Source organism: Pantoea sp. X-Soil-ISGK-285, assembly GCF_059730815.1.
The window spans coordinates 1,154,684-1,180,193 of record NZ_AP035938.1; the positions used below are offsets into that span (position 1 = coordinate 1,154,684).

At 54.8% G+C, this 25,510-nt stretch carries 23 protein-coding genes and 7 tRNA genes; 13 read left to right on the forward strand and 17 right to left on the reverse strand.

What is annotated here, in order from left to right; genetic code table 11:
- The first annotated feature begins 142 nt into the window (after positions 1–142).
- Positions 143–1,315: a 3-demethoxyubiquinol 3-hydroxylase gene (ubiF, locus tag AC6I8B_RS05375; RefSeq protein WP_050680187.1), complete on the forward strand. Its 1,173-nt coding sequence runs from the start codon at positions 143–145 to the stop codon at positions 1,313–1,315.
- A gap of 107 nt (positions 1,316–1,422) precedes the next feature.
- Here ubiF and AC6I8B_RS05380 read toward each other — a convergent pair.
- The 12 genes from AC6I8B_RS05380 to nagB all read right to left on the reverse strand — a co-directional run bounded on the left by AC6I8B_RS05380 (position 1,423) and on the right by nagB (position 8,309).
- Positions 1,423–1,497: transfer RNA gene (locus AC6I8B_RS05380), tRNA-Gln, on the reverse strand.
- Positions 1,498–1,527: 30 nt separating this feature from the next.
- A tRNA-Gln gene (locus AC6I8B_RS05385) sits at positions 1,528–1,602 on the reverse strand.
- Between the two features lie 6 nt (positions 1,603–1,608).
- A tRNA-Met gene (locus AC6I8B_RS05390) sits at positions 1,609–1,685 on the reverse strand.
- Positions 1,686–1,707: 22 nt separating this feature from the next.
- Positions 1,708–1,782: transfer RNA gene (locus AC6I8B_RS05395), tRNA-Gln, on the reverse strand.
- Between the two features lie 34 nt (positions 1,783–1,816).
- Positions 1,817–1,891: transfer RNA gene (locus AC6I8B_RS05400), tRNA-Gln, on the reverse strand.
- A gap of 22 nt (positions 1,892–1,913) precedes the next feature.
- A tRNA-Leu gene (locus tag AC6I8B_RS05405) sits at positions 1,914–1,998 on the reverse strand.
- Positions 1,999–2,007: 9 nt separating this feature from the next.
- Positions 2,008–2,084 (reverse strand) — tRNA-Met (locus tag AC6I8B_RS05410).
- A 218-nt stretch (positions 2,085–2,302) separates the two neighbouring features.
- The gene (asnB, locus tag AC6I8B_RS05415) at positions 2,303–3,970 is read right to left on the reverse strand and encodes an asparagine synthase B (protein ID WP_010671283.1); all 1,668 of its coding nucleotides are present in this window, start codon (positions 3,968–3,970) and stop codon (positions 2,303–2,305) included.
- 307 nt (positions 3,971–4,277) lie between these two features.
- The gene (locus AC6I8B_RS05420) at positions 4,278–5,030 is read right to left on the reverse strand and encodes an HAD-IIA family hydrolase (RefSeq protein WP_010260664.1); all 753 of its coding nucleotides are present in this window, start codon (positions 5,028–5,030) and stop codon (positions 4,278–4,280) included.
- 39 nt (positions 5,031–5,069) lie between these two features.
- A complete protein-coding gene (gene nagC / locus AC6I8B_RS05425; RefSeq protein WP_010260667.1) occupies positions 5,070–6,290 on the reverse strand; it encodes a DNA-binding transcriptional regulator NagC in 1,221 nt (406 codons plus the stop codon).
- A gap of 7 nt (positions 6,291–6,297) precedes the next feature.
- Entirely contained in the window at positions 6,298–7,446 is a 1,149-nt protein-coding gene (nagA, locus tag AC6I8B_RS05430) for an N-acetylglucosamine-6-phosphate deacetylase (RefSeq protein WP_010671285.1), read from the reverse strand.
- A gap of 62 nt (positions 7,447–7,508) precedes the next feature.
- Positions 7,509–8,309: a glucosamine-6-phosphate deaminase gene (nagB, locus tag AC6I8B_RS05435; protein WP_010260676.1), complete on the reverse strand. Its 801-nt coding sequence runs from the start codon at positions 8,307–8,309 to the stop codon at positions 7,509–7,511.
- 328 nt (positions 8,310–8,637) lie between these two features.
- Here nagB and nagE point away from each other — a divergent pair, with 328 nt between their 5' ends.
- From nagE to AC6I8B_RS05450, 3 genes are all read left to right on the forward strand, one after another.
- Entirely contained in the window at positions 8,638–10,665 is a 2,028-nt protein-coding gene (nagE, locus tag AC6I8B_RS05440; protein WP_031293061.1) for an N-acetylglucosamine-specific PTS transporter subunit IIBC, read from the forward strand.
- Positions 10,666–10,817: 152 nt separating this feature from the next.
- Positions 10,818–12,485 (forward strand): glutamine--tRNA ligase, encoded by a 1,668-nt coding sequence (gene glnS, locus AC6I8B_RS05445; RefSeq protein ID WP_010671287.1) that lies wholly within the window; start codon positions 10,818–10,820, stop codon positions 12,483–12,485.
- A gap of 235 nt (positions 12,486–12,720) precedes the next feature.
- Positions 12,721–13,116, forward strand: a complete 396-nt coding sequence (locus AC6I8B_RS05450; protein WP_497817600.1) for a hypothetical protein — start codon at positions 12,721–12,723, stop codon at positions 13,114–13,116.
- A gap of 71 nt (positions 13,117–13,187) precedes the next feature.
- Here AC6I8B_RS05450 and fur read toward each other — a convergent pair whose 3' ends face one another.
- The 4 genes from fur to ybfF all read right to left on the reverse strand — a co-directional run bounded on the left by fur (position 13,188) and on the right by ybfF (position 15,851).
- Positions 13,188–13,631, reverse strand: coding sequence for a ferric iron uptake transcriptional regulator (gene fur, locus AC6I8B_RS05455; protein WP_009091454.1), 444 nt, complete (start codon positions 13,629–13,631; stop codon positions 13,188–13,190).
- Between the two features lie 348 nt (positions 13,632–13,979).
- Positions 13,980–14,510, reverse strand: a complete 531-nt coding sequence (fldA, locus tag AC6I8B_RS05460) for a flavodoxin FldA (RefSeq protein WP_010260687.1) — start codon at positions 14,508–14,510, stop codon at positions 13,980–13,982.
- A 132-nt stretch (positions 14,511–14,642) separates the two neighbouring features.
- The gene (gene ybfE, locus AC6I8B_RS05465; RefSeq protein WP_010260688.1) at positions 14,643–14,918 is read right to left on the reverse strand and encodes a LexA regulated protein; all 276 of its coding nucleotides are present in this window, start codon (positions 14,916–14,918) and stop codon (positions 14,643–14,645) included.
- 168 nt (positions 14,919–15,086) lie between these two features.
- A complete protein-coding gene (ybfF, locus tag AC6I8B_RS05470) occupies positions 15,087–15,851 on the reverse strand; it encodes an esterase (RefSeq protein WP_033766681.1) in 765 nt (254 codons plus the stop codon).
- 250 nt (positions 15,852–16,101) lie between these two features.
- On the opposite strand from ybfF, the gene seqA reads away from it, so the two are divergent.
- On the forward strand, positions 16,102–16,650 hold the full coding sequence (seqA, locus tag AC6I8B_RS05475) for a replication initiation negative regulator SeqA (protein WP_010260690.1): 549 nt from the start codon (positions 16,102–16,104) through the stop codon (positions 16,648–16,650).
- A 26-nt stretch (positions 16,651–16,676) separates the two neighbouring features.
- Positions 16,677–18,317 (forward strand): phosphoglucomutase (alpha-D-glucose-1,6-bisphosphate-dependent), encoded by a 1,641-nt coding sequence (gene pgm / locus AC6I8B_RS05480; protein WP_132499465.1) that lies wholly within the window; start codon positions 16,677–16,679, stop codon positions 18,315–18,317.
- A 274-nt stretch (positions 18,318–18,591) separates the two neighbouring features.
- Here pgm and kdpE read toward each other — a convergent pair whose 3' ends face one another.
- Positions 18,592–19,266, reverse strand: coding sequence for a two-component system response regulator KdpE (gene kdpE / locus AC6I8B_RS05485; protein ID WP_010260694.1), 675 nt, complete (start codon positions 19,264–19,266; stop codon positions 18,592–18,594).
- Between the two features lie 257 nt (positions 19,267–19,523).
- Between kdpE and AC6I8B_RS05490 the strand changes: the two genes are divergently transcribed.
- From AC6I8B_RS05490 to pxpA, 7 genes are all read left to right on the forward strand, one after another.
- Positions 19,524–19,724: a DUF2517 family protein gene (locus AC6I8B_RS05490; protein ID WP_010671290.1), complete on the forward strand. Its 201-nt coding sequence runs from the start codon at positions 19,524–19,526 to the stop codon at positions 19,722–19,724.
- Between the two features lie 154 nt (positions 19,725–19,878).
- On the forward strand, positions 19,879–20,835 hold the full coding sequence (locus AC6I8B_RS05495; protein WP_010260698.1) for a YbgA family protein: 957 nt from the start codon (positions 19,879–19,881) through the stop codon (positions 20,833–20,835).
- A gap of 12 nt (positions 20,836–20,847) precedes the next feature.
- Entirely contained in the window at positions 20,848–22,272 is a 1,425-nt protein-coding gene (phrB, locus tag AC6I8B_RS05500) for a deoxyribodipyrimidine photo-lyase (RefSeq protein WP_022626044.1), read from the forward strand.
- A gap of 18 nt (positions 22,273–22,290) precedes the next feature.
- Positions 22,291–23,034, forward strand: a complete 744-nt coding sequence (locus AC6I8B_RS05505; RefSeq protein WP_157351703.1) for a type 2 GTP cyclohydrolase I — start codon at positions 22,291–22,293, stop codon at positions 23,032–23,034.
- Between the two features lie 159 nt (positions 23,035–23,193).
- Complete coding sequence (pxpB, locus tag AC6I8B_RS05510) at positions 23,194–23,850, forward strand: 5-oxoprolinase subunit PxpB (RefSeq protein ID WP_052270803.1); 657 nt, start codon at positions 23,194–23,196, stop codon at positions 23,848–23,850.
- The gene (gene pxpC, locus AC6I8B_RS05515) at positions 23,844–24,773 is read left to right on the forward strand and encodes a 5-oxoprolinase subunit PxpC (protein WP_010260710.1); all 930 of its coding nucleotides are present in this window, start codon (positions 23,844–23,846) and stop codon (positions 24,771–24,773) included. Before pxpB ends, pxpC begins: the two co-directional genes overlap by 7 nt.
- Complete coding sequence (gene pxpA, locus AC6I8B_RS05520) at positions 24,763–25,500, forward strand: 5-oxoprolinase subunit PxpA (RefSeq protein WP_010260713.1); 738 nt, start codon at positions 24,763–24,765, stop codon at positions 25,498–25,500. Before pxpC ends, pxpA begins: the two co-directional genes overlap by 11 nt.
- Positions 25,501–25,510 lie beyond the last annotated feature (10 nt).

The following is a 25,510-nucleotide window of genomic DNA, read 5'->3' on the forward strand; positions in this document are numbered from 1 at the left end:
TGCGGGGGCCGTATTGTAATGCTTTGATGCTGTTGTGACCAGCCTCAGGGCTTTTCTGCCAGCAATCCGGTTTTCCGGTACACTTTGCTTTATTCAGACCCGTGTTGCGCAGGCTGGCGGGAATAAGAGAGGGACATAAGCAATGCAGGATAATCAGTTTGATGTAGTGATTGTTGGCGGTGGCATGGTCGGTGCGGCGCTGGCCTGTGGACTGACGCAGCAACATTTTCGCGTTGCGGTCATTGAGCGTGCCGAACCCGCGCCTTTTGATGCCGACAGCGATCCCGATCTGCGAATTTCTGCGATTGGCTCATCCTCGGTGGGGTTGCTGAAGCAGCTCAACGTCTGGCCACGGGTAGAGGCGATGCGCAGCGCGCCCTATCGCAGGCTGGAAACCTGGGAGTGGCAGACGGCGCAGGTGAGTTTTGATGCGGCCTCGCTGGGGCTGCCCGAGCTGGGCTTTATGGTCGAGAACAGCGTGCTTCAGCGGGCGCTATGGGAGGAGATGCAGTCGCTGGGCGTGACCTGCTATTGCCCGGCCACACTGGAGAACCTGCAGCCAGAAAATGGCGGCTGGCGCATCGACCTCAACGACGACGTTGCCTTACACACCCGCCTGGTGGTTGGGGCTGATGGCGCGAACTCTCAGGTGCGACAGATGGCCGGGATCGGTATTCATGGCTGGAGCTATGCGCAATCCTGTTTACTGATCAGCGTGACCTGCGAACATCCGGCAGGCGATGCGACCTGGCAGCACTTTACGCCTCAGGGACCGCGCGCCTTTTTACCGCTGTATGGCAACCGGGCCTCGCTGGTCTGGTATGACGCGCCTGCAAGAGTCCGCCAGCTACAGGCGATGCCGATGGCCCAGCTGGAAAAAGAGATAGCCAGCCACTTCCCGGCGCGGCTGGGACGTTTTAAAGCCCATGCGGCTGGCGGCTTCCCGCTGGTACGGCGTCACGCTTCACGGTATGTCCTGCCAGGACTGGCGCTGGTCGGTGATGCCGCGCATACCATTAATCCGCTGGCCGGGCAGGGCGTGAATCTGGGCTATCGCGATATTGATGCGTTGATTAATGTGCTGGTCAGCGCACGCGGTGCGGCGGAAGATTGGGCATCCGAGCGCGTATTGCAGCGCTATCATCGGCAACGTCGTAAAGACAATATGCTGATGCAGGGCGGTATGGATCTGTTCTATTTTGCCTTCAGCAATCAGCTGGCACCGCTGCGGTTTGCACGTAATCTCGGATTGATTGCCGCCGAACATTCCGGGGTACTGAAGCGGCAGGTATTGCGCTACGCGCTGGGGTTATAGCAGATTGCGCATGTTGGCTCGCCGCACGGCGGGCCTGCAATCAGGAAATCAGGAAGGGGAACGACAAAAACAACAAAGCCCGCAAAAGCGGGCCAGGTTGTGCAATTTGGCTGGGGTGCAGGGATTCGAACCCCGGAATGCTGGTATCAGAAACCAGTGCCTTACCGCTTGGCGACACCCCAATAATGGTGTTTTTCAAATTGTCTTTTGTATGGCTGGGGTGCAGGGATTCGAACCCCGGAATGCTGGTATCAGAAACCAGTGCCTTACCGCTTGGCGACACCCCAATTATATGGTGGCTACGACGGGAATCGAACCTGTGACCCCAGCATTATGAGTGCTGTGCTCTAACCAGCTGAGCTACGTAGCCAAATTGTACTGCATTTCAATGATGGCTGGGATACCTGGATTCGAACCAGGGAATGCCGGTATCAAAAACCGGTGCCTTACCGCTTGGCGATATCCCATTCGTCCGTTCTCAGCCTCGAGAATCATCGAAATTGGCTGGGATACCTGGATTCGAACCAGGGAATGCCGGTATCAAAAACCGGTGCCTTACCGCTTGGCGATATCCCATCCACGCTGCCGAATAATGAAATGGTGCGGGAGGCGAGACTTGAACTCGCACACCTTGCGGCGCCAGAACCTAAATCTGGTGCGTCTACCAATTTCGCCACTCCCGCAAAAAAAGATGGTGGCTACGACGGGAATCGAACCTGTGACCCCAGCATTATGAGTGCTGTGCTCTAACCAGCTGAGCTACGTAGCCATCTTTTTTTCGCGTTACCTTCATCGGCGTTGCGGGGCGCATTATGCGGAGTTGACCAGACAGCGTCAACAATTTTTTTACCGTTTTTTGCCAGATAATCGCTGTTTGACTGGCTTATAACCAGCCTGGATGTTTATTCGGCAATTTTTCAGTGAATACAACGCTAATCGTAAAAAAAATGGGCCGCAGCGGGCCCATTCTGGTTGCTTTCAGCCGGCTTATTTATAGGCTGACTGATGCACACCCACGGCACGACCAGATGGATCGTCCATGTTTTTAAACGCTTCATCCCATTCAATCGCTTTGGCAGAAGAACAGGCGACCGATGGACCGCCAGGCACACACTCTGCCGCGCTCGCCAACGGGAACAGCTCTTCAAAGATCTCACGATAGAGATAGGCTTCTTTCGAACCCGGCGTGTTGAACGGGAAGCGGAAGTGAGCGGTAGCCAGCTGCTGATCGCTGATTTGCTTCGCAGCCACTTCTTTCAGTGAGTCGATCCAGCTGTAACCCACGCCATCCGAGAACTGCTCTTTCTGACGCCACGCCACGCTCTCCGGCAGGTAAGAGGAGAAACATTCACGCAGAATGTGCTTCTCCATTTTACCGTTGCTGCCGCACATTTTATCGGCCGGATTGATTCGCATCGCCACATCCAGGAATTTTTTATCCAGGAACGGTACGCGGGCTTCAACGCCCCAGGCGGACATCGCTTTGTTGGCACGGGCGCAGTCGAACATATGCAGCGCCTGCAGTTTACGTACGTTTTCTTCGTGGAACTCTTTGGCGTTTGGCGCTTTATGGAAATAGAGATAGCCGCCGAAGACTTCATCTGCGCCTTCGCCCGACAGCACCATCTTAATGCCCATCGCTTTAATTTTACGCGACATTAAGTACATTGGCGTAGAGGCACGAATGGTGGTGACGTCATAGGTTTCAATGTGATAAATCACATCGCGAATGGCATCCAGACCTTCCTGCACGGTGAAATGAATTTCATGGTGTACGGTGCCCAGATGCTCCGCCACCGATTTCGCCGCTTTTAAGTCGGGTGAACCTTCCAGCCCTACCGCGAAGGAGTGCAGCTGTGGCCACCACGCATCACTTTTATCCTGATCTTCAACCCGCTTCGCCGCGTAACGCTTGGTCACGGCTGAAATGATGGAAGAGTCCAGACCGCCTGACAGCAGCACGCCGTAAGGCACATCTGACATCAGGTGGCTTTTCACGGACTCTTCCAGCGCATGTTTCAGGCCAGCGGCGTCGGTGGTGTTGTGCTCAACGTTTTTATATTCCATCCAGTCGCGCTGCCAGTAACGGCGGATCTCGCCATCGGTGCTGGAGAGGTAGCTTCCCGGCGGGAACTCTTTGATTGAACGGCAGGCAGGTACCAGCGCTTTCATTTCTGAAGCAACAAACAGGTTGCCATGCTCATCGTTACCCATATAGAGCGGGATGATGCCGATGTGGTCGCGACCAATCAGGTACGTTTTTTTAACGGTGTCATAGAGGATAAAGGCGAACATGCCTTCCAGCTCATCGAGGAAATCGACACCTTTCTCCTGATAGAGCGCCAGAATCACTTCACAGTCAGAACCGGTCTGAAACGCGTAGCGATCGCTGAGTTCAGCGCGCAGTGCCTGGTGGTTATAAATTTCGCCGTTAACTGCCAGTACGTGGGTGTGATCGGCGTTGTATAGCGGCTGTGCGCCATTGTTAACGTCAACAATTGAGAGACGTTCATGCGCCAGAATAGCATGGTCATCGGCGTAGACGCCTGACCAGTCCGGGCCGCGATGACGCATTAAGCGTGAACATTCCAGCGCTTTTTTGCGCAGCTCAACAGGATCGGTTTTCAGATCCAGCACACCAAAAATTGAACACATAACTGACTCCTGAGCTCACCTTACGGCGATGTTATCTTTTGCGTTTGTCCGGCAGCCTGATGCTGCGTGATACATAAGAAAATGCGCTATTTGGTGCATTCAATGCAAGAGGAATCGTGATTTACTGATAAAAAGATTGCTTGCATGGCAATAAAATTGAATAAACGATAATTTTAAAGCCGATTCATTGATGGATCAGCAATAAAATAGCTTTTTAGAGCAGAAAGCAGACAGTAAAAGTGGGAGATATAGCGCAAAAAGGGGGGACGCATCACAGATTAGCCGGATGCGTCATAAGAGAAATGAATCAGAACAGGTCGATATCGGCCACAGAAGGGTAGATCCAGTCCGGACGGAACGGCATGGCATCGATATCACTCAGCGTCGAGACGCCGGAGAGCACCAGCACCGTCTCCAGACCCGCCTGAAAACCGGCCAGAATATCGGTTCGCAGATTGTCACCGACAATCACGGTCTCTTCCGAGTGGGCCTGCATTTTGTTCAGCGCGGCGCGCATGATGTAGGGGCTGGGCTTGCCGACAACAAACGGGCGACGGCCTGATATCTTCTCAATACCCGCACAGAGTGCGCCACAGGCAGGAATAAAACCGCGCGCATGGGTATCCGGATTGGTGGCAATAAAGCGAGCGCCATTAGCCACGAAGAAGGCCGCTTTATGCATCATGTCCCAGTTAAACGAGCGCGTCTCTCCGACAATGACAAAATCGGGATTCACATCGGTAATGGTAAAGCCCGCTTTGTAGAGTTCATGAATCAGTGCGCCCTCACCAATCACATACGCCTTTTTGCCCTCCTGACGGCGCAGGAAGTCGGCGGTTGCCATTGCGGAGGTATAGAAAACGGAGTCGGGCACCTCGACACCGGCCGAGGCAAAGCGGTTTGCCAGATCCTGCTCGGTTTGCGAGGGATAGTTCGTCAGCACCACCAGCGGCATCTCTTTGGCCAGAATGCGCTGTAAAAACTCCTGTGCGCCGGGAACGGCCGTGTTGTCGTGCATCAGCACGCCATCGATATCACAAATTACGCTTTTAATGGTCATAGTCAGATCCGATATGGCCCGCCACAGCAGCGGGTTAGCTTAGTCTTCCAGAAGATGTTGCAGCAGAATGCCGTTAAGCATGGCACGTTTAGCGAGCGCAAAGGCACCAATAGCGGAACGATGATCCAGGGTGGAACGCACGACCGGCAGATTTTTACGGAAGGCCTCTAATGCCTGAGTATTAATGCAGCCCTCAATCGCTGGCAGCAGCACTTTTTCTGCTTCAGTGATCTCACCCGCCAGCACCACTTTTTGCGGATTAAACAGGTTGATCGCAATCGCGATAGCTTTGCCAAGATAACGGCCAACGTGCTCAACCACTTCGCAGGCCAGTGCATCACCCTGATTGGCCGCTTTGCAGATGTGGGATATCTGGCACGCCTCCAGCGTCAGTACGCTGGGATAGCCCTGATTCAGCAGATGGCGTACCCGATTTTCAATGGCGCCGTTGGCGGCAATGGTTTCAAGGCAGCCAAAGTTGCCGCAGTGGCAGCGCTCGCCAAGCGGGTCGACCTGAATATGGCCGATTTCGCCAACGTTGCCGTTGCTGCCGAGAAAAATATGGCCGTTGGCAATAATGCCGGCGCCCGTGCCCCGGTGTAAACGCACCAGAATCGAGTCAGCACAGTCGCGGCTTGCACCGAAATAGTGCTCGGCCAGCGCCAGGCTGCGAATATCATGACCCACAAAACTGGTAACGTTAAAACGTTTTTTCAGACTGGCGACCAGCGGCCAGCGGCTGACAGAGATGTGGGGCATATAACGGATCACGCCGTTAATCGGATCGACCAGCCCCGGCAGGATCACTGAAATCGCGATCAGCTCGCGAATTTTACGCTGGTGCTGCTCAATGAAGCTGCTGATGGCGTTAAACAGCGCATGTTCCAGCGTCTCCTGAGTGCGTTCCGGCAGCGCATAATCTTCCTGCGCCAGCGATTTACCGCTGAGGTCAAACAGAGTCAGGGTGGCGTCGTTGCGTCCGAGGCGGACGCCGATGGTATGGAAATGGCGGGTTTCAGTGATAATGGAGATGGCGCGGCGACCACCGGTAGACGCCTGCTGGTCTACCTCTTTGATCAGGCCGCGCTCAATCAACTGACGGGTAATTTTGGTGACGCTGGCGGGCGCGAGCTGGCTAAGTTCGGCAATCTGAATGCGCGATATCGGCCCCTGTTGATCAATCAGCCGGTAAACCGCTGCGCTATTGAGTTGCTTAACAAGATCGACATTTCCTATTTGTGACTGGCCGCCAGTGGTCATTCAGTGCTTACTCGCTCAGGACGTCGTCTCCGTTGACAAACGTCTTTATGATTTTAAAGTCGCGCGTAAACACAGTCAGGTTCGCGATTTTTCCTGCTTCGATCGAGCCTGACTGCCTTTCCACGCCCATCGCCCGTGCCGGGTAGAGTGTTGCCATGCGCAACGCTTCGTCCAGTGCGATCCCTGCATGCTCAACGCTGTTTTGTACCGCTTCAATCATCGTCAGGGCAGAACCACTTAATGTGCCGTTTTCGTCGACACAGAGCCCATCGCGATAATAGATTGTTTTGCCTGCAAAAATAAACTCGCTTATGTCCGCGCCAGCCGGTGCAGTGGCATCCGTGACCAGCACCAGTTTGTCGCCTTTGATGCGTTTTGCATTGCGCACGTTAGCGTAATGTACATGTAAACCGTCCGCAATAATGCCGCAGTATACATCAGGCGAATCAAACAGCGCACCGATAAGCCCGGGTTCACGTCCGGCAAAGGTGGGCATGGCGTTGTAGAGGTGCGTCGCGAAACTCACACCAGCAGAAAAGCCCGCTTTAGCCTCTTCATAGGTCGCATTCGAGTGACCGGCTGAGACAATAATCCCGGCATCAGTCAATTGACGAATCACATCGCTACCCGCATTTTCAGGGGCAAGCGTGACTTTGGTGATGACATCCGCGTTGTCGCACAGGTACTGCACCATTGCCGCATCCGGCAGGCGAATCAGCGCCGGATCGTGGGTGCCTTTTTTCGCTTTACTCAGCCAGGGCCCTTCCAGATGCAGACCCAGCGCCTGATTCTGATGTTTCTGCAGGTAGGCGCGCATGGTTTCAATCGCCCGTTTCATCAGGGCGTCGCTGCTGGTTATCAGCGTCGGTAAAAAGCTGGTGCAGCCAGACTTTTCATTGGCGCGCTGCATCGTTTCCAGCGTTTCAATGCTGAGCGCCTCAAGGCTGTCATTGAACTGCACGCCACCGCAGCCATTGAGCTGGAGATCGATAAAGCCTGGCGCAATATTCGCCCCCGCCATATCCCGCTGCTCAATATCCGCCGGGAGGGCTTCACGCGGACAGACGCGCGCTATACGCCCATCGGCAACCACCACCGCGTGATTATCCAGAACCTCATGGCCACTGTAGATTCGACCGTTAACTAATGCGTACATCTTTCTTCTCCCGTCCTGGCCTGCTGTCACTCAGCGTAACAGCAGGGCATGACAATGTTCTGTTACACGCCTTTCATATTTTCCGCTTCCATTTCGCGGAAATATTTCACGGTTTTCACTTTCAGTTCCATGGTGGCCGGCTCATCGCACACTACCACCGATTTCGCGTGCAGCTGCAGACAGCTGATGGTCCACATATGATTAACGTTGCCTTCAACCGCCGCCTGTAATGCCTGCGCTTTAACATGGCCGGTAACCAGAATCATCACTTCCTCTGCATCCAGCAGCGTACCGACGCCGACCGTCAGCGCATATTTAGGCACCTGATCAACGTCACCGTTAAAGAAGCGGGAGTTCGCCACGCGGGTGTCATGGGTCAGGGTTTTAATGCGGGTACGGGAAGCGAGAGAGGAAGCCGGTTCGTTAAAGGCGATATGACCGTCGTTGCCAACGCCGCCCATGAACAGGTGAATTTTACCCAGCGCGCGAATTTTCTCTTCGTACTGACGACATTCTGCGTCAATATCGGGGGCATTACCATTCAGCAGGTTGATATTTTCCGGTTGAATATCAACGTGATCGAAGAAATTTCGATACATGAAGCTGTGATAGCTCTCAGGATGCTCTTTTGGCAGGCCAACATATTCATCCATATTGAATGTCACGACGTTTTTAAAACTGACCTGGCCCGCTTTGTGCATATCAATCAGGTGTTTGTACGCTTCCAGTGGCGTACCGCCGGTTGGCAGACCCAGGACAAAAGGTTTATCCGCCGTCGGGTTAAACGCATTGATACGATTAACAATATGTCGGGCGGCCCATTTTCCCACCTGGGTTGGTGTCGCTAAAGGAATCAGTCTCATGTTTCACCTCAATTGAAAATAGAAAGGGGATGGCTAAGCCGTTGCGTGAGTCAACAATCTGAACAGATGATTCATTGTCGCCATGGCCAGCGCATAATTCAATATTTCGGATCATAAAATAAGTTTACGGTCATAGCCAGATGTTGCCGTATGAAACGATGTTTTTTAGTGATAAAAATCACATTTACCAGGCTTTTAATTTGCGAGGCGAATTAATTTATCATTACACTTCGCTGCGTGATATGAAGTGTATTAACGATCTTTGCAGCTGACATAACAACATTAAGCAGCGCAAAGCGACAAGTCAGGCTCATAGGGGGAAGGGGATATGTTAGGTTACTTACAAAAGGTGGGGCGCGCACTGATGGTGCCGGTAGCAACCCTGCCAGCAGCAGCGATATTAATGGGCGTGGGCTACTGGATCGATCCAGACAGCTGGGGCGCAGGTAATGCGCTGGCGGCATTGCTGATCAAATCTGGTGCTGCCATCATTGAAAACATGTCAGTGCTGTTTGCGATTGGTGTCGCGTATGGCATGTCGAAAGATAAAGATGGTGCGGCAGCCCTGACCGGCTTTGTCGGATTTCTGGTAGTCACCACGCTCTGCTCACCGGCCGCGGTGGCGATGATACAGAAGATGCCGGTTGACCAGGTACCTGTGGCGTTTGGCAAAATTAATAACCAGTTTGTCGGTATTCTGGTCGGTATCCTGTCGGCGGAGGTCTATAACCGCTTCAGCCACGTCGAGCTGCCGAAAGCACTCTCCTTCTTCAGCGGACGGCGACTGGTGCCGATACTGGTCTCGTTCCTGATGATCCTGGTCGCCTTTATCCTGATGTATATCTGGCCGGTTATCTTTAACGGTCTGGTGGGCTTTGGTGAACATATCCAGAAGCTCGGCTCTGCCGGTGCCGGTATCTACGCCTTCTTTAACCGCCTGCTGATTCCGGTCGGTCTGCATCACGCCCTGAACTCGGTGTTCTGGTTCGATGTTGCGGGCATTAATGACATTCCTAAATTCCTTGGCGGTGCACAGTCACTGGCTGATGGCTCGGCAACAGTCGGCATCACCGGTCGTTATCAGGCGGGCTTCTTCCCGATCATGATGTTTGGTCTGCCGGGTGCTGCGCTGGCTATCTACCACTGTGCGCGTCCTGAGAACCGCGTCAAAGTGGGTAGTATCATGCTGGCCGCGGCGTTTGCTGCCTTCTTTACGGGTATTACCGAACCGCTGGAGTTCTCCTTCATGTTCGTGGCACCCGTGCTTTATCTGATCCACGCCGTCCTGACCGGTATTTCTGTCTTCATCGCTGCCAGCATGCACTGGATTGCCGGATTTGGTTTCAGCGCCGGGCTGGTGGATATGGTGCTGTCGACCCGTAATCCGCTGGCGACACACTGGTACATGCTGATCCCGCAGGGTCTGGTCTTCTTCGTTATCTATTATGTGGTGTTCCGCTTTACCATCAAAAAATTCAACCTGATGACGCCGGGCCGCGAGCTGGCGGTTGATGGTGATGAAACTGATGGTTATGACGTTAACGTTGATAAAACGGATAGCGGTGAAAGTGCCACAGAGTCACTGGCGCGCCGCTACATTGGGGCGATTGGTGGTTCAGCTAACTTAACCAGCATCGATGCCTGTATCACCCGTCTGCGTCTTAACGTGAATGACTCGGCGCAGGTGAATGAGGCGGTTGCTAAGCGTCTTGGCGCGTCCGGTGTGATCCGTCTTAACAAACAGAGCGTGCAGATCATCGTGGGTACCCAGGCAGAAAGCATCGCCTCGGCCATGAAAAAAGTGCTGACCAAAGGTCCGGTCGCTGCAGCGGCTACCAGCAGTGCGCCGGCCGAGCCGGACGTTAAACCGCAGGCGGTGCTGAACAGTGAGAAGCAGGTCATCGCCACGCTGCTGGCGCCGGTCAGCGGTGAAGTCGTGGCGCTGGATGATGTGCCGGATGAAGCCTTTGCCAGCAAAGCGGTGGGCGACGGTCTGGCGATCAAGCCCAGCGACAAATGGGTAGTGGCACCGATTGCCGGTACGCTGGTGAAAATCTTTAACACCAATCATGCCTTCTGTCTGGAAACCGACAATGGCGTGGAGATTGTGGTGCACATGGGGCTGGATACCGTGGCGCTGGAAGGTAAAGGCTTTACCCGTCTGGTTGAAGAGGGGGCCAGCGTGGTCGCCGGTCAGCGAGTACTGGAGATGGACCTTGAATTCCTTAACGCCAATGCTCGCTCAATGGTGAGTCCGGTCGTGGTCAGCAACAGCGACGATTTCGCCGGTCTGACTTTACTGGCACAGGGTCAGGTAATAGCAGGGGAAACCCCGCTGTATGAAGTGAAAGGCTAATCCCCGCAACAGAACCCCACAGGCAGGAAGCGATTCCTGCCTTTTTTGTTTTAAAGGCTTAACAAACGGTTGTTTCCCTCAGACGCTTTGTGGATCATACTCCGTTACTTCGTGGTACAAATCACCCGTTATTCGTATTGAGGATTTTTGAGATGAGTGAGGCTGAAGCCCGCCCAACTAACTTTATTCGTCAGATCATTGACGAAGATTTGGCGAGCGGTAAGCACAGCAGCGTGCATACCCGTTTTCCGCCGGAGCCCAATGGCTATCTGCATATTGGTCATGCGAAATCGATCTGTCTGAATTTTGGCATCGCCCAGGATTATCAGGGGCAATGCAACCTGCGTTTCGACGATACCAATCCGGTTAAAGAGGATATGGAATTCGTTGAATCCATCAAGCGTGACGTTCAGTGGCTGGGTTTTGAGTGGAGCGGTGAGGTCTGTTACTCATCAAACTATTTCGATCAGCTCTACAACTATGCCATCGAGCTGATTTCCAAAGGACTGGCCTACGTTGATGAACTGAGTCCGGATGAGATTCGTGAATATCGCGGCACCCTGAAAGAGCCGGGTAAAAACAGCCCTTATCGCGATCGCAGCGTGGAAGAGAATCTGGCGCTGTTTGAGAAGATGCGAAACGGTGAGTTTGCCGAAGGCACCGCCTGTCTGCGCGCCAAAATCGACATGGCCTCTAATTTCATCGTGATGCGCGATCCGGTGCTTTACCGCATCAAGTTCGCGGAACACCACCAGACCGGCAATAAGTGGTGCATCTACCCGATGTATGACTTTACCCACTGCATCTCCGATGCGCTGGAAGGCATTACGCATTCGCTCTGTACGCTGGAGTTTCAGGACAACCGCCGTCTCTATGACTGGGTGCTGGACAACATCACTATTCCGGTTCATCCGCGTCAGTATGAATTCTCGCGCCTGAATCTGGAGTATGCGGTGATGTCGAAACGTAAACTCACTCAGCTGGTGACCGAGAAGCACGTAGAAGGGTGGGACGATCCGCGCATGCTGACCGTTTCAGGTCTGCGTCGCCGTGGATACACCGCCGCTTCTATCCGTGAGTTCTGCCGTCGTATTGGCGTGACCAAGCAGGATAACATCGTGGAGATGGCTTCGCTGGAGTCCTGTATCCGCGATGATCTCAACGAGAATGCGCCCCGCGCCATGGCGGTTTTAGATCCGCTTAAAGTGGTGATCGAAAACCTGCCAGCAGGCCATAGCGAAATCGTCACCATGCCAAATCATCCGGGTAAACCGGAGATGGGCACGCGTGAAGTGCCGTTCAGCCGCGAGATCTGGATCGATCGCGCGGATTTCCGTGAAGAGGCGAACAAACAATATAAGCGTCTGGTGCTGGGCAAAGAAGTCCGCCTGCGTAACGCCTATGTGATTCGTGCTGAGCGGGTCGCCAAAGATGAAGCGGGCAACATTACCTGCATCTACTGCACCAGCGATGTTGATACGCTGAGCAAAGATCCAGCCGATGGCCGCAAAGTCAAAGGCGTGATTCACTGGGTTTCTGCGGATCACGCGCAGCCAGCTGAGTTCCGTCTGTATGATCGTCTGTTCAGTGTGCCAAACCCGGCTGCTGCAGAGGATTTCCTGGCGGTCATTAATCCTGAGTCACTGACCATCAAAAACGGCTTTGTTGAACCCAGCCTGCGCGATGTGGAACCGACAACACCGTTTCAGTTTGAACGTGAAGGTTATTTCTGCGCCGACAGCGTTTACTCGAAACCGACGCAACTGGTGTTTAACCGCACCGTCGGTCTTCGTGATACCTGGACCAAAACGGGCGAATAAATTTTTTGGGGCTGACCTCATAAAATGACAAAAGGGCGATTTATCGCCCTTTTTTATTGCCCCGATTTTTACCATCGCCGACGTTTATTCTGCACTAACCACAACCGGTTCAATACCGACTTGTGGGAGTAATCTGAGTTTAAAAAAATTAATCAATTTCAGGATGTGAATTGTCAGCTTTCAGGTAGGCTATCCGCTCTCAGAGGTTGCAAAGCGGGTTACAGAAGGAAAAAAAATGACAGTTCTCGCCCAGGAAGCCAAACACTGTGTCGTCGTTTTACATCAGCTCATTGAACGTATTTTTAATCAGCCAGCCGGATCTGACGACAGTTTCCAGCTGCTGATGTCCTATTTTCATCCTGAGTTTCGCATGGTGACCCCAAAGGGCAAAGAGTACAATCTGAACGAGGTCGAGGATCTTTTCCAGCAGTTACAAGGGCAGCGGGAAGGGATGCGCATTGCCACCTGTGAACATGTCATTCTCTCTCATCATGAAAAAGAGATCGTCGTACAGTACCGCGAAATGCAGATGATGAACGGCAATAACCAGAGCCGCATTTCGCTGGCCATTCTGGATTGCAGCAGCTCCATTCCACGCTGGCGCTATCTGCAGGAGACGCTGGTCGCCTGAGATGAGGGCAGAAAACAGACGAAAAAAAACCGGTGAATTCACCGGTTTTTTTATTTCAGGCCGCGCCAGCGTTACTGGTCGTGCAGCGTTTCGTCTTCACGGCAATCGCCCAGCGTACAGTGTCCATAGAGATAGAGGCTGTGGTTGGTCAGCTTGATGCCATGGCGGGTCGCGATTTCACGCTGACGCGTTTCAATCGATTCGTCGCTGAACTCGATAACCTTGCCGCAATCCAGGCAGATCAGGTGATCGTGGTGATGCTGCTGCGTCAGTTCGAAGACAGACTTGCCGCCTTCAAAGTTGTGACGAGTCACAATACCGGCATCATCAAACTGGTTCAGAACACGGTAAACGGTCGCCAGGCCAATCTCTTCGCCAATGTCGATCAGGCGTTTATACAAATCTTCCGCACTGACGTGATGGCACTCAGGTTCCTGAAGCACTTCCAGAATTTTCAGTCTGGGCAGCGTTACTTTCAGGCCAGCCTTCTTTAATGCGGTGTTGTTGTCAGTCATGCGGATTTTGTCCTGTTACTAATATTCACTTTTGTGGCTTATCGCCTTGAATGTCGATCTGTGCTCATTCTCATTTGCGTCTCATTATAGAACTGAAGCGATGAAATGAAAACCAGAGGGCGTGTCTGAATCATCATGGGCTATTGGGGATGCGTCACCGGGCCGGGGAAGATTCTGACAGAGGTCTGTTAGCACATCACTTAGTCTTGCCGCCTGAGAAAATAAGCGGAAGATCGATGCGGGTATTCTACAGATTAAACGGAGAAAGTTAAAAAAATGTGGCTATTATTTCTATAGGCATTTTCATTGCCTCAATGTGAGCTGGCGCTCACATTGAGTCGGGCAGGATCAGGCTTCGATGATCTCTTTCAGCTGCAGTTCATCAAAAATCTGCTTAACCCATTGGTCAACACGCTGGCTGGTCAGCTCAGGCTGGCGATCTTCGTCAATGGCCAGGCCCAGGAAGTGGGTATCATCGGCCAGGCCTTTCGAAGCTTCGAAGTGGTAGCCTTCAGTTGGCCAGTGTCCGACAATGACGGCACCGTGCGGTTCGATAATGTCGCGAATCGTGCCCATGGCATCACAGAAATACTCTGCGTAATCTTCCTGGTCGCCACAGCCAAACAGCGCAACCAGCTTGCCGTTAAAATCGATCTCTTCCAGCGTCGGGAAAAAGTCATCCCAGTCGCACTGCGCTTCGCCGTAGTACCAGGTCGGAATACCCAGCAGCAGGATATCAAACGCTTCCAGATCTTCTTTTGTGCTTTTTGCGATGTCATGGACTTCTGCAACATCTGTACCCAGCTGTTTCTGGATCATTTTTGCAATGTTTTCGGTATTGCCGGTATCGCTGCCGAAGAAGATGCCTACGAGTGCCATGAGTAAAATAACCTCTTAAATCCTGATGATGAGATGTGTGCCGCAGCACATTTCAGCGAATAATAGCAGACGAGAGAAAACCGGTGAACGGTTAAAGCCCCGACATTTGCCTCTGCGTGCGATTTGCCCGCATTAATCCAGTTTGAGCTGTGCCAGTAGCATCTGTTCAATCAGTTCGCTACGGCTGAGATTGCGCTGTTCTGCCAGCGTATTGAGTGCATCGACGGCGTCACTGTTCATTTTCAGTTCGACACGACGAAGCCCGCGTCCTTTGTCACGTTTCAGTTGATTGCGCTTGTTAATGCGCAGCTGTTCATCACGCGAAAGCGGACTGGTTTTGGGTCGACCAGGGCGGCGCTCATCAGCAAAGAGATCAAGCGTCGTGCGGTCAGTCTGTTCTTTTGCCATGGCTTAGTAAAACTGAATGGGGGCGGGCGCCAGACACTCACCGCGCAGATTATAAATTATTGGCCATTGCCGCAGCAAAACTGACCCGCGGCAAAATTTTAGCGCGCCATCATACTTCACGCTTACGCCGGACGCCAATCCTAAACTTTTACCGCCATCTATTTGCTTTTAAAGCGCAAAAAAGCGACGGACACTGCGCAAAACGGCATCGGGTTTCTCTGCATGAACCCAGTGTCCTGCGCCACCGATCACATGCGCCTGAGCGGCCGGGAACTGCTGCAGCAACGCATCGCGATAGCTGTTATCCAGGTAGCTGGAGTCGCCGCCGCGAATAAACAGCGCCGGGTGATTCCAGGCGGGAACCGGCTGCCAGCCAGATATCGTGGTGTAGTTATCCCACAGCACCGGGACGTTGAAGCGCCACTCCCCCTCCTGGAAGGATTTCAGCAGGAACTGGATCACCCCTTCTTCCTCGATCAGCGTTCGCATGACCTTCGCCGCCTCGCTGCGGGATGAGACGCCCGCATCGGTGACGGCACGAATGCCGGCAAATATCTGGTCATGACGGCGCGTCTGGTAATCCACCGGGGCGATATCGATCATCACCAGGCGCTCAATGCGTTCCGGCACCAGCGCGCTCATGGTCATGGCGATTTTACCGCCCATCGAGTGTCCGATCACCGCGACGCGATCAATGCCATGTGCATCCAGTGTTTCGACCATATCCTGCGCCATTACAGCGTAGTTCATCTCGTCAGATCGTGGTGAAAGTCCGTGGTTGCGGACATCTACCTGCAGCAACGGACCGGCATCTTTCAGCCCGCGCGCCAGCACGCCAAGGTTATCGAGACTGCCAAACAGACCGTGGATAAGCAGGATGGGCAGAGAATCAGCAGGGGATTGTTCAGTTTGCAGACGGGCGTTCAAAATCATAGCAAAGTTCTTAAGTTTGAGACCTGAGCTTAGGTTATCATGGTTTCACCTTTTCAGGCGCGCCGGTTCCGGCGGCATTAGGACATATTCTGACTTTTGCCCGTAAACCGTTTGATTGCTAACAACCCGCCTGACTTTAACTTTATAATCCTGATGTTAGAACCCACACACCCTTTGAATTGCCTGACTATACTCAGAGCTTTTCAGGAAACAGGTGGTTCTGTCATGAGAAAGAACCGTACGGAATAAGATGAAAACGATCGAAGTTGACGAAGAGCTCTACCGTTATATTGCCAGCCACACGCAACACATTGGTGAAAGCGCATCCGACATTCTGCGTCGTATGCTGAAGTTCACGGCCGGTCAGACTGCACCCGCTTCGCCTGCACAGCCAGCCTCAAAAGATGCAGCGAAAGAGTCCCAGCCTGCGTCTGTGGGTTCGCGCCCGCAGGATCGTGTCCGCGCGGTGCGCGAGCTGCTGCTTTCCGATGAATATGCGGAGCAGAAGCGGGCGGTGAATCGCTTTATGCTTATCTTGTCAACGCTCTATCGTCTTGATACCGCAGCCTTTGCTGAAGCTACTGCATCTCTGCAGGGCCGCACCCGCGTCTATTTTGCAGGTGATGAGCATACGCTGTTGCAGAATGGCACCCATACTAAGCCGAAGCATGTGCCCGGCACGCCGTACTGGGTGATCACCAACACCAATACTGGTCGTAAATGCAGCATGATTGAACACATCATGCTCTCGATGCAGTTCCCTGCGGAACTGACCGAGAAAGTTTGCGGCACCATTTAAAACTTAAGCGTCAGGGAGCAGCGCCAATGGCCAATCACCCACGTGCCGGGCAACCCGCCCAGCAGAGCGATTTGATTAACGTTGCACAATTAACGTCACAATATTATGTCCTGCAGCCCGATGTGGCGAACCCGGAACATGCGGTGAAATTTGGCACTTCCGGCCATCGCGGCAGTGCAGGGCGTCAAAGCTTCAACGAGATGCACATTCTGGCGATCGCTCAGGCGATTGCCGAAGAGCGTAAAAAGAATGGTATCACCGGGCCTTGCTACGTCGGTAAAGACACCCATGCGCTGTCTGAACCCGCCATCCTGTCTGTTCTGGAAGTGCTGACGGCGAACGGCGTTGATGTGATTGTGCAGCAGGATAATGGCTATACGCCAACCCCTGCGATCTCGAATGCGATTCTTGAGCACAACAAAGCGGGTGGCGCGCTGGCTGACGGCATCGTGATTACGCCGTCGCATAACCCACCAGAAGATGGCGGCATCAAGTACAACCCACCTAACGGCGGACCTGCTGATACCAACGTCACCAAAGTGGTGGAAGATCGTGCCAATCAGCTGATCAAAGATGGCCTGAAAGAGGTGAAACGTCTGCCGCTGGAGCAGGCGATGGCCAGCGGTCATGTGGTCGAGAAAGATCTGATCCAGCCTTATGTTGAAGGTCTGGCAGAGATTATCGACTTCCCGGCGATTCAGAAAGCGGGCCTGAAGCTGGGTGTGGATCCACTGGGTGGTTCCGGTATTGCTTACTGGCAACGTATTGCTGAGCACTACAAGCTGGATCTGACGCTGGTGAATGACGCGGTCGATCAGACCTTCCGCTTTATGCATCTGGATAAAGATGGCGTGGTCCGCATGGACTGCTCGTCTGAAAGCGCAATGGCAGGCCTGCTGGCTTACCGTGACAAGTTCGATCTGGCGTTCGGCAACGATCCCGATTATGACCGTCACGGCATTGTGACCCCGGCGGGTCTGATGAATCCAAACCACTATCTGGCGGTGGCGATCAACTATCTGTTCCAGCACCGCCCACAGTGGGGTCAGGATGTTGCCGTGGGTAAAACCCTGGTCTCCAGCGCCATGATTGACCGTGTGGTCAACGACATTGGTCGCAAGCTGGTGGAAGTGCCGGTGGGTTTCAAATGGTTTGTTGATGGTCTGTATGACGGCAGCCTCGGTTTCGGTGGCGAAGAGAGCGCAGGCGCTTCATTCCTGCGTTTCGACGGTACGCCGTGGTCTACGGACAAAGATGGCATCATCATGTGTCTGCTGGCCGCTGAAATTACTGCAGTGACCGGTAAAAACCCGCAGCAGCACTATGACGAACTGGCAGCGCGCTTTGGCGCACCAAGCTACAACCGTCTGCAGGCATCAGCCACCTCAGCGCAGAAAGCCGCGCTGTCGAAGCTGTCACCGGAGATGGTCAGCGCTGATACGCTGGCGGGTGATCCTATCACCGCTCGTCTGACTGCCGCGCCAGGTAATGGTGCATCTATCGGCGGTCTGAAAGTGATGACGGAGAATGGCTGGTTTGCTGCCCGTCCTTCAGGCACCGAAGACGCTTACAAAATCTACTGTGAAAGCTTCCTGGGCGCTGAACACCGCGCGCAGATTGAGAAAGAAGCCGTTGAGATTGTCAGCGAAGTGCTGAAAAACGCCTGATTAGTCGGGCAGATAAAGAGGCGCATCGCGCGCCTCAGACTGCTGGTAAAGCGCGGCCTTCATCGCTGTGAGGCCGTGTAGCTAGCTCAGGAAACGCGGCCAGATCGGAAAGACGCAAAAGCCGTCATCCATGACACGCTCGGCCCACGCCATCCCTGGCGTGGGACGCTTTCCTCTTCTGGCCGTGTTCCCTGCGCTTTGAATTTATTCATTGCGGTGAGATTCACAGGATTTGGCTTTATCAGCACTCTGAAGGCGCCTCTGGCGCCTTTTTTTATGGCATAAAGCGATAGCCGATCCCGGTTTCCGTCAGCAGATGAGCCGGTTGTGTCGGATTGGCTTCCAGTTTCTGGCGCAGATGTCCCATATAGATGCGCAGATAGTGGCTGTGCTCCACCGCATTGGGTCCCCAGACCTGGCTCAGCAACTGCCGCTGTGTCAGCACCTTACCGGCATTGTTAAGCAGAATACTCAACAGACGAAATTCAATCGGGGTAAGGTGAATCTCGCTGCTGCCGCGCTGTACCCGTCGTGCGGCGAAATCGACGCTGACGTCGGCAAACGTCACTCTGGCATCCGGCTGCTGGCCACTATGACGACGCAGCGCAACCCGGACGCGCGCCAGCAGTTCGCCAATGCCAAAGGGTTTGGTCAGATAGTCATCTGCTCCCGCATCCAGTGCGGCGATCTTATCCTGCTCATCGCTGCGCGCTGACAGCACAATCACCGGTATGGCGCTCCACTGTCGCAGGTCACGAATGAAATCGGTGCCATCTCCATCCGGCAGACCCAGATCCAGGATCACTAAGTCCGGCTTGCGGGTCGCCGCTTCAATCAGTCCGCGTTGCAGTGTATCGGCATCAAACACCTTAAGGGCTTCATTTTCCAGCGCCAGCCGGACAAAGCGCCGGATCTCTTTTTCATCTTCAACGATCAAAACCGTGGTCACGCAATACCTGCCTTGAGTGGGGACCGAAGCGCTACTTTATCAACATTTTATGCTGGCGTCCGCGACCATAATCTGTCGGCCCTTTCAACGCTAACGCAACCAGGCGGTAACCTTTTTGTAACTTAATTACAGGTTAATTCTTAAACAGCAAAAATAGCGGTAAATAAGTGGTCAGATGAGTAGTAAAATTACACAACCTGGCGTAAAGTTGAACACAGATCACATTCACACTATTTCACTTACCGGGAGGAGAAACCATGTATCGGGCTTATCCACGTTATAAAATTATTGCGCGACGTACGCTGGTGGTTCTTCTCGGCGTACTGGCGCTTCCTGTTATGCTGTTTCGACAGGATCGGGCACGTTTCTACAGCTATCTGCACCGCGTCTGGTGTAAGACCAGCGCCAAGCCGGTCTGGCTGGCGCAGGCTGAAGCGGGCGGTGGCGCGTTCTGGTGATTTCCCCTGCCGCAAAACAGGCCTGGTCAATTGACCGGGCTTTTTTTTGCGTTTTTTCTGAGAATAAGCGATCCGGAATCCCGTTTTAACCCTTTATTCCTGACCATTTTACGCTACACTTAAACCTCTACAAGATTTCGGAGGTTGTACAAGTATGAGCAAAAAAATCCCCGTTGGAATCAGTGCATGCCTGCTCGGCGACCGCGTCAGATTTGATGGTGGGCATAAGCGTCTTACTTTTGCGACCGACGATCTCACCCCATTTGTCCGTTTTGAGCCCATCTGCCCTGAGATGGCGATTGGTCTGCCAACGCCGCGCCCGGCATTGCGTCTGGTGAAGCAGGGCGATGATGAGCTGCATCTCTGCTTCAGCAAAGATGGCGGAGAAGAGGTTACGACGCAGATGCGTGACTGGTCTGCTGAGCGGGTAAAATCGCTGCATCACCTCTGTGGCTATATCCTCTGCGCCAAATCACCCAGTTGTGGCATGGAGCGGGTGCGGGTTTATGAGCCCGATAACAACAATAACCGCAAAGCAGGCACCGGTATTTTTACTGAATTCCTGCAGCGCGAGATGCCCTGGCTGCCGCTGGAAGAAGATGGTCGTCTGCACGATCCCGCCCTGCGTGAGAACTTTATCGGTCGTGTCTGCGCGCTGCATGAATTTAATCAGATGTGGGAAAGCGGTCTGACCCGGCAGGGACTGATCGCCTTCCACAGCCGTTACAAGCTGATGATGCTGGCGCATTCGCAGGAGAAATACCGCGAGCTGGGACCCTTTGTCGCCTCCATGAGCCAGTGGGAGTCGCTGGACGCCTTTGCCTTTGAGTACCGCAATCGCATGATGGAACTGATGTCACGTCCCGCCTCACGTCGCAATCACACCAATGTGCTGATGCATGTGCAGGGCTACTTCCGCACGCATCTGAGTTCACCGCAGCGCCAGGAGCTGGCAACGCTGATTGACCGCTATCGTCAGGGCACACAACCGCTGCTGGTGCCGATTACCATTCTCAAACACTACATGGCGGAGTACCCGCACCCGTGGCTGGCCCAGCAACGCTATTTCGATCCCTATCCCGAAGCCTTGTGCTTACGCTACGGACAGTAATACAGGAGGAGTATGACCACCCATCTGGTCTGGCTGCGTAACGATTTACGCGTCAACGACAATCTGGCGCTGCACGCCGCCTGCCGCGACAGCGATGCAAAAGTGATTGCGCTCTACCTTGCCACGCCAGCACAGTGGCAGCAGCATGACATGTCACCGAAGCAGGCGGCGTTTATCCACGCCAGTCTGTTGCAGGTGCAGCGTGCGCTGGCAGAGCGGGGCATTGAACTGCACTATCAGGCGTGTCACGCCTTCAGCGACAGTATTGATGCGCTGCTGCAGTTCTGCGCTAAGCAGCAGGTCGATCAGCTCTTCTACAATTACCAGTATGAAGTTAATGAACGCCAGCGCGATGCGGAGGCTGAAAAACGTCTCGACGACGCGGGCGTGATTTGCCAGGGCTTTGATGACAGCCTGTTGCTGCCGCCCGGCAGTGTGCAGAGCGGCGATCGCTCGATGTATAAGGTGTTTACCCCGTTCAGCAAAGCCTTTGTCCGCCGCTTGCAGCAGGGGCTGCCTGAGTGCGTGCCTGCGCCGAAAGCGCGCGAAGGCGCACCGCTGAAAGCCTCCCCGATTCCCGCCTTTGACTATCCAACCGAAGACTTTGATCAGGATCTGTTTCCGCCAGGCGAAGCGGCGGCGCTGAAGCGGTTGCGCCATTTCGCCACGCAACCGGTTATCGACTATCCCGCTAAGCGCGACCTTCCGGCGCTGGACGCCACCAGCCGTCTGTCGGTTTATCTGGCGACCGGCGTACTGTCGCCACGTCAGTGCCTGCATCGCGTGCTGCATGAACATCCCGATGCGCTGGACAACAGCCGCGCGTTCACCTGGCTGAACGAGCTGATCTGGCGTGAATTCTACCGTCATCTGCTGGTTGCCTGGCCGGCGCTGTGCCGACACAAGCCGTTTATCGACTGGACGCGAAACGTTGAATGGCAGCGTAACGACGCACATTTCGACGCGTGGAAAGCGGGTAAAACCGGCTATCCGATTGTCGATGCCGCAATGCGTCAGATGAAGGCGCTGGGCTGGATGCACAACCGCTTACGGATGATCACCGCCAGTTTCCTGGTCAAAGATCTGCTGATCGACTGGCGTGAAGGTGAACGCTATTTCATGCAGCAGCTGATTGATGGTGACCTGGCTGCGAACAACGGCGGCTGGCAGTGGGCGGCCTCGACCGGCACGGACGCGGCGCCCTATTTCCGCATCTTTAACCCGACCACGCAGGGCGAGCGCTTCGATGAGAAGGGGGATTTTATCCGTCACTATCTGCCGGAACTGGCCGGGGTGCCTGACAGCGATATTCACCAGCCCCATGTCTGGGCGGAGAAGCATCATAAGAAACTCGATTATCCGGCACCAATCGTGGATCATAAGGTGGCACGCAAAAAGACATTAGACGCCTTTGAGCGCGCCAAAAGCGCAGCCTGAGGCCTCGAAGGAGCCTGAATGAACCATTACGAATTAGAGACGCTGATCAATCAGCAACTCGATAGCCACAGTTTCAGCGATTACGCCCCCAACGGTTTGCAGGTTGAGGGACGCAGCGAGATCAAAACGATTATCACCGGCGTCACTGCCTGTCAGGCGCTGCTGGATGAGGCGGTGGCGCGTCAGGCCGATGCGATTATTGTCCATCATGGCTATTTCTGGAAAAGTGAACCGGCCACGATTAAGGGCATGAAGCGCCGTCGTCTGCGGACTCTGCTGGCCAACGATATCAATCTCTATGGCTGGCATCTGCCGCTCGACGCGCATCCTGAATTAGGCAACAACGCCCAGATGGCGAAACTGCTGGATATCGAAGTGCGCGGCGAAGTGATGCCGCTGGTGTTCTGGGGTGAGCTGGCTGAGCCCCTGTCCGGCGAACAGCTGGCCCGCCGAATCGGTGAGAGGCTGGGACGTGAACCCCTGCATTGTGGTGACAACGCGCCAGCGCTGATCCGTCGTATTGCCTGGTGCAGCGGGGGCGGGCAGGGCTTTATCGACCAGGCCGCGGCGGCGGGCGTCGATGCCTTTATCACCGGTGAAGTTTCTGAACAGACTATTCACAGCGCGCGTGAGCAGGGGCTGCATTTCTTTGCCGCAGGCCATCACGCCACCGAGCGCGGCGGCGTAAAAGCGCTGGGCGACTGGCTGGCGCAACACCACGATCTTGATGTGACCTTCATCGATATCCCCAATCCTGCCTGACACTCTCCCTTGTCCTGCGCGCCTGCGCAGGACCTAAATCTGTTGACACATCCCTGTCACTTTCGCATAACTGTTTGCTTTACGTAGATAAGCAATGGGCTGCACCGGGCATCCGGTCAGGTCGGCCAGGCGCGATCTCAACTGAGCGGGAGGTAGCTGTTGCAACGAGCACGGTGTTATTTATTGGGTGAACGCGCTGTCGTGCTGGAGCTGGAACCGCCGGTCTCACTGGAGAGCCAGCAACGAATCTGGGGACTGAATCAGCGACTGCACGACTATGCCAGCGTGCTGGAGGTAATCCCCGGCATGAACAACATCACCCTGATCCTGCGTGATCCCCAGCAGAGCGCGCTGGACGCAATAGAGCGGCTTCAGCGCTGGTGGGAAGAGAGTGAAGCGCAGTTGCCGGAGTCGCGTCAGGTGGAGATCCCGGTGATCTATGGCGGCGAGTCTGGCCCCGATCTGACGGTGGTGGCGGAACACGCCGCGCTGACGCCCCGTCAGGTGGTTGAGCTGCACAGCAGCAGCGACTATGTGGTCTTTTTTATCGGCTTTCAGCCCGGTTTTCCCTATCTGGGCGGACTGGATCAGCGCCTGCACATCCCGCGGCGTGCTGAGCCCAGGGTTGCAGTGCCCGCCGGCTCGGTGGGCATCGGCGGCAGCCAGACCGGCGTCTATCCGCTGGCTTCGCCCGGCGGCTGGCAGTTGATTGGCCAGACGCGCACCGCGCTGTTTGATCCCCTGCAGCAACCGCCCACGCTGCTCCGTCCCGGTGACAGGGTTCGCTTTGTGCCGCAACAGGAGGGCGTATGTTAAACATTCTGCGAGCCGGCCTGGCCGCCACTATTCAGGATGCGGGCCGTTACGGCTGGCGTCAGTATGGCATCAGCCCTGGCGGTGTGCTGGATCATCCCGCGATGTTCACCGCCAATGTGCTGGTGGGCAATGATCCCGACAGCGCGGTACTGGAGATGGTGCTCGGCCAGTTCAAAGCGGAGTTTACCCGCGATGGCTGGTTTGCGCTGACCGGCGCAGGCTGCCATGCGGAGCTTGACGGCCAGCCGGTCTGGACGGGCTGGCGTACCCCGGTGAAACGGGGGCAGCTCCTGTCACTGGCGATGCCGCAGCGCGGCATGCGCAGCTATCTGGCAGTGCAGGGCGGTTTTGATATCCCCGCGATGCTCGGCTCTGCCAGCACCGATCTAAAAGCAAAATTTGGCGGATTCCAGGGGCGAACCTTGCAGGATGGCGATCAGCTCCCGCTGGGTAAACCGACCCGCACGTTTGACCGTAAAGTCGGGGTGCGGCAACTGCTGTGGGGCAACCGCATCCGCGCACTACCTGGCCCGGAGTATCACGAGTTCAGCCGCGAAGCGCAGCAGGCGTTCTGGCGTACCGCATGGAAACTCAGCCCGCAAAGTAACCGGATGGGATACCGGCTTGAGGGACGCAAGCTTGAGCGCGAAAGTCCGCGCGAGTTGCTGTCACACGGCGTGATGCCGGGTGTGATTCAGGTGCCGCCGAACGGACAGCCTATCGTGCTGATGGCGGATGCCCAGACCACCGGCGGCTATCCGCGCATCGCCTCGGTTATCGAAGCCGATCTCTATCACCTGGCGCAAATCCGGCTGGGTGAGCCGATTCACTTTATTCACTGCACCCTGCCAGAAGCGATGCTGGCACGTCAGCATCAGCAACGCGCCCTGGACCAGATGAAGTGGGGACTCAATGAAAATTGATTTAAACGCCGACCTGGGCGAGGGCTGCGCCAGCGATCAGGCGCTGCTGCAACTGGTGAGTTCCGCCAACATCGCCTGTGGCTTTCACGCAGGTGATGCGCAGACCATGCTGCAGTCGGTGCGCTGGGCACAGGCATCCGGCGTCGCGATTGGTGCACATCCCGCTTTTCCCGATCGGGAGAACTTTGGCCGCAGCGCCATGCAGCTGCCGCCGGAAACGGTCTACGCCCAGATGATCTACCAGATTGGTGCGCTGAAAAGTCTGGCGGAAAGCGAAGGTGCGCGGCTGCTTCATGTTAAACCGCACGGCATGCTCTACAACCAGGCTGCAGCCGATCCGGTGCTGGCGGACGCCATTGCCCGTGCCATCAGGGCGGTCGACAGCCAGCTGATTGTGGTGGGACTGGCTAACAGCGAATCGATTCGCGCGGCGGCGCATTACGGCCTACGCACGCGGGAAGAGGTGTTCGCTGACCGTGGCTATCTCAGCAGCGGTGCGCTGGTGCCGCGCAGCGAGCCGGGTGCGCTGATTGAAGATGAACAGCAGGCTATCAGTCAGACGCTGACGATGGTGCAGCAGGGCAAAGTAAAAAGTATCACCGGAGAATGGGTTGCGGTGAATGCACAGACCGTCTGCTTACATGGCGACGGCGCGCACGCCCTGCAATTTGCACAGCGGTTGCGTGATGCGTTTGCCGATCAGCAGATTCGTGTCACCAGCAACTGAACAACCACAC

Bases quoted from the DNA above. Each gene is read 5' to 3' on its own strand.
- AC6I8B_RS05490 (WP_010671290.1), top strand. From the start codon at position 19,524: ATGTATCGGGCTTATCCACGTTATAAAATTATTGCGCGACGTACGCTG.
- pxpC (WP_010260710.1), top strand. From the start codon at position 23,844: ATGTTAAACATTCTGCGAGCCGGCCTGGCCGCCACTATTCAGGATGCG.
- ubiF (WP_050680187.1), top strand. From the start codon at position 143: ATGCAGGATAATCAGTTTGATGTAGTGATTGTTGGCGGTGGCATGGTC.
- nagE (WP_031293061.1), top strand. From the start codon at position 8,638: ATGTTAGGTTACTTACAAAAGGTGGGGCGCGCACTGATGGTGCCGGTA.
- AC6I8B_RS05450 (WP_497817600.1), top strand. From the start codon at position 12,721: ATGACAGTTCTCGCCCAGGAAGCCAAACACTGTGTCGTCGTTTTACAT.
- pxpA (WP_010260713.1), top strand. From the start codon at position 24,763: ATGAAAATTGATTTAAACGCCGACCTGGGCGAGGGCTGCGCCAGCGAT.
- nagB (WP_010260676.1), bottom strand. From the start codon at position 8,309: ATGAGACTGATTCCTTTAGCGACACCAACCCAGGTGGGAAAATGGGCC.
- fur (WP_009091454.1), bottom strand. From the start codon at position 13,631: ATGACTGACAACAACACCGCATTAAAGAAGGCTGGCCTGAAAGTAACG.
- ybfE (WP_010260688.1), bottom strand. From the start codon at position 14,918: ATGGCAAAAGAACAGACTGACCGCACGACGCTTGATCTCTTTGCTGAT.
- ybfF (WP_033766681.1), bottom strand. From the start codon at position 15,851: ATGATTTTGAACGCCCGTCTGCAAACTGAACAATCCCCTGCTGATTCT.
- nagC (WP_010260667.1), bottom strand. From the start codon at position 6,290: ATGACCACTGGCGGCCAGTCACAAATAGGAAATGTCGATCTTGTTAAG.
- glnS (WP_010671287.1), top strand. From the start codon at position 10,818: ATGAGTGAGGCTGAAGCCCGCCCAACTAACTTTATTCGTCAGATCATT.
- AC6I8B_RS05505 (WP_157351703.1), top strand. From the start codon at position 22,291: ATGAACCATTACGAATTAGAGACGCTGATCAATCAGCAACTCGATAGC.
- fldA (WP_010260687.1), bottom strand. From the start codon at position 14,510: ATGGCACTCGTAGGCATCTTCTTCGGCAGCGATACCGGCAATACCGAA.
- seqA (WP_010260690.1), top strand. From the start codon at position 16,102: ATGAAAACGATCGAAGTTGACGAAGAGCTCTACCGTTATATTGCCAGC.
- nagA (WP_010671285.1), bottom strand. From the start codon at position 7,446: ATGTACGCATTAGTTAACGGTCGAATCTACAGTGGCCATGAGGTTCTG.
- phrB (WP_022626044.1), top strand. From the start codon at position 20,848: ATGACCACCCATCTGGTCTGGCTGCGTAACGATTTACGCGTCAACGAC.
- AC6I8B_RS05420 (WP_010260664.1), bottom strand. From the start codon at position 5,030: ATGACCATTAAAAGCGTAATTTGTGATATCGATGGCGTGCTGATGCAC.
- AC6I8B_RS05495 (WP_010260698.1), top strand. From the start codon at position 19,879: ATGAGCAAAAAAATCCCCGTTGGAATCAGTGCATGCCTGCTCGGCGAC.
- pgm (WP_132499465.1), top strand. From the start codon at position 16,677: ATGGCCAATCACCCACGTGCCGGGCAACCCGCCCAGCAGAGCGATTTG.
- asnB (WP_010671283.1), bottom strand. From the start codon at position 3,970: ATGTGTTCAATTTTTGGTGTGCTGGATCTGAAAACCGATCCTGTTGAG.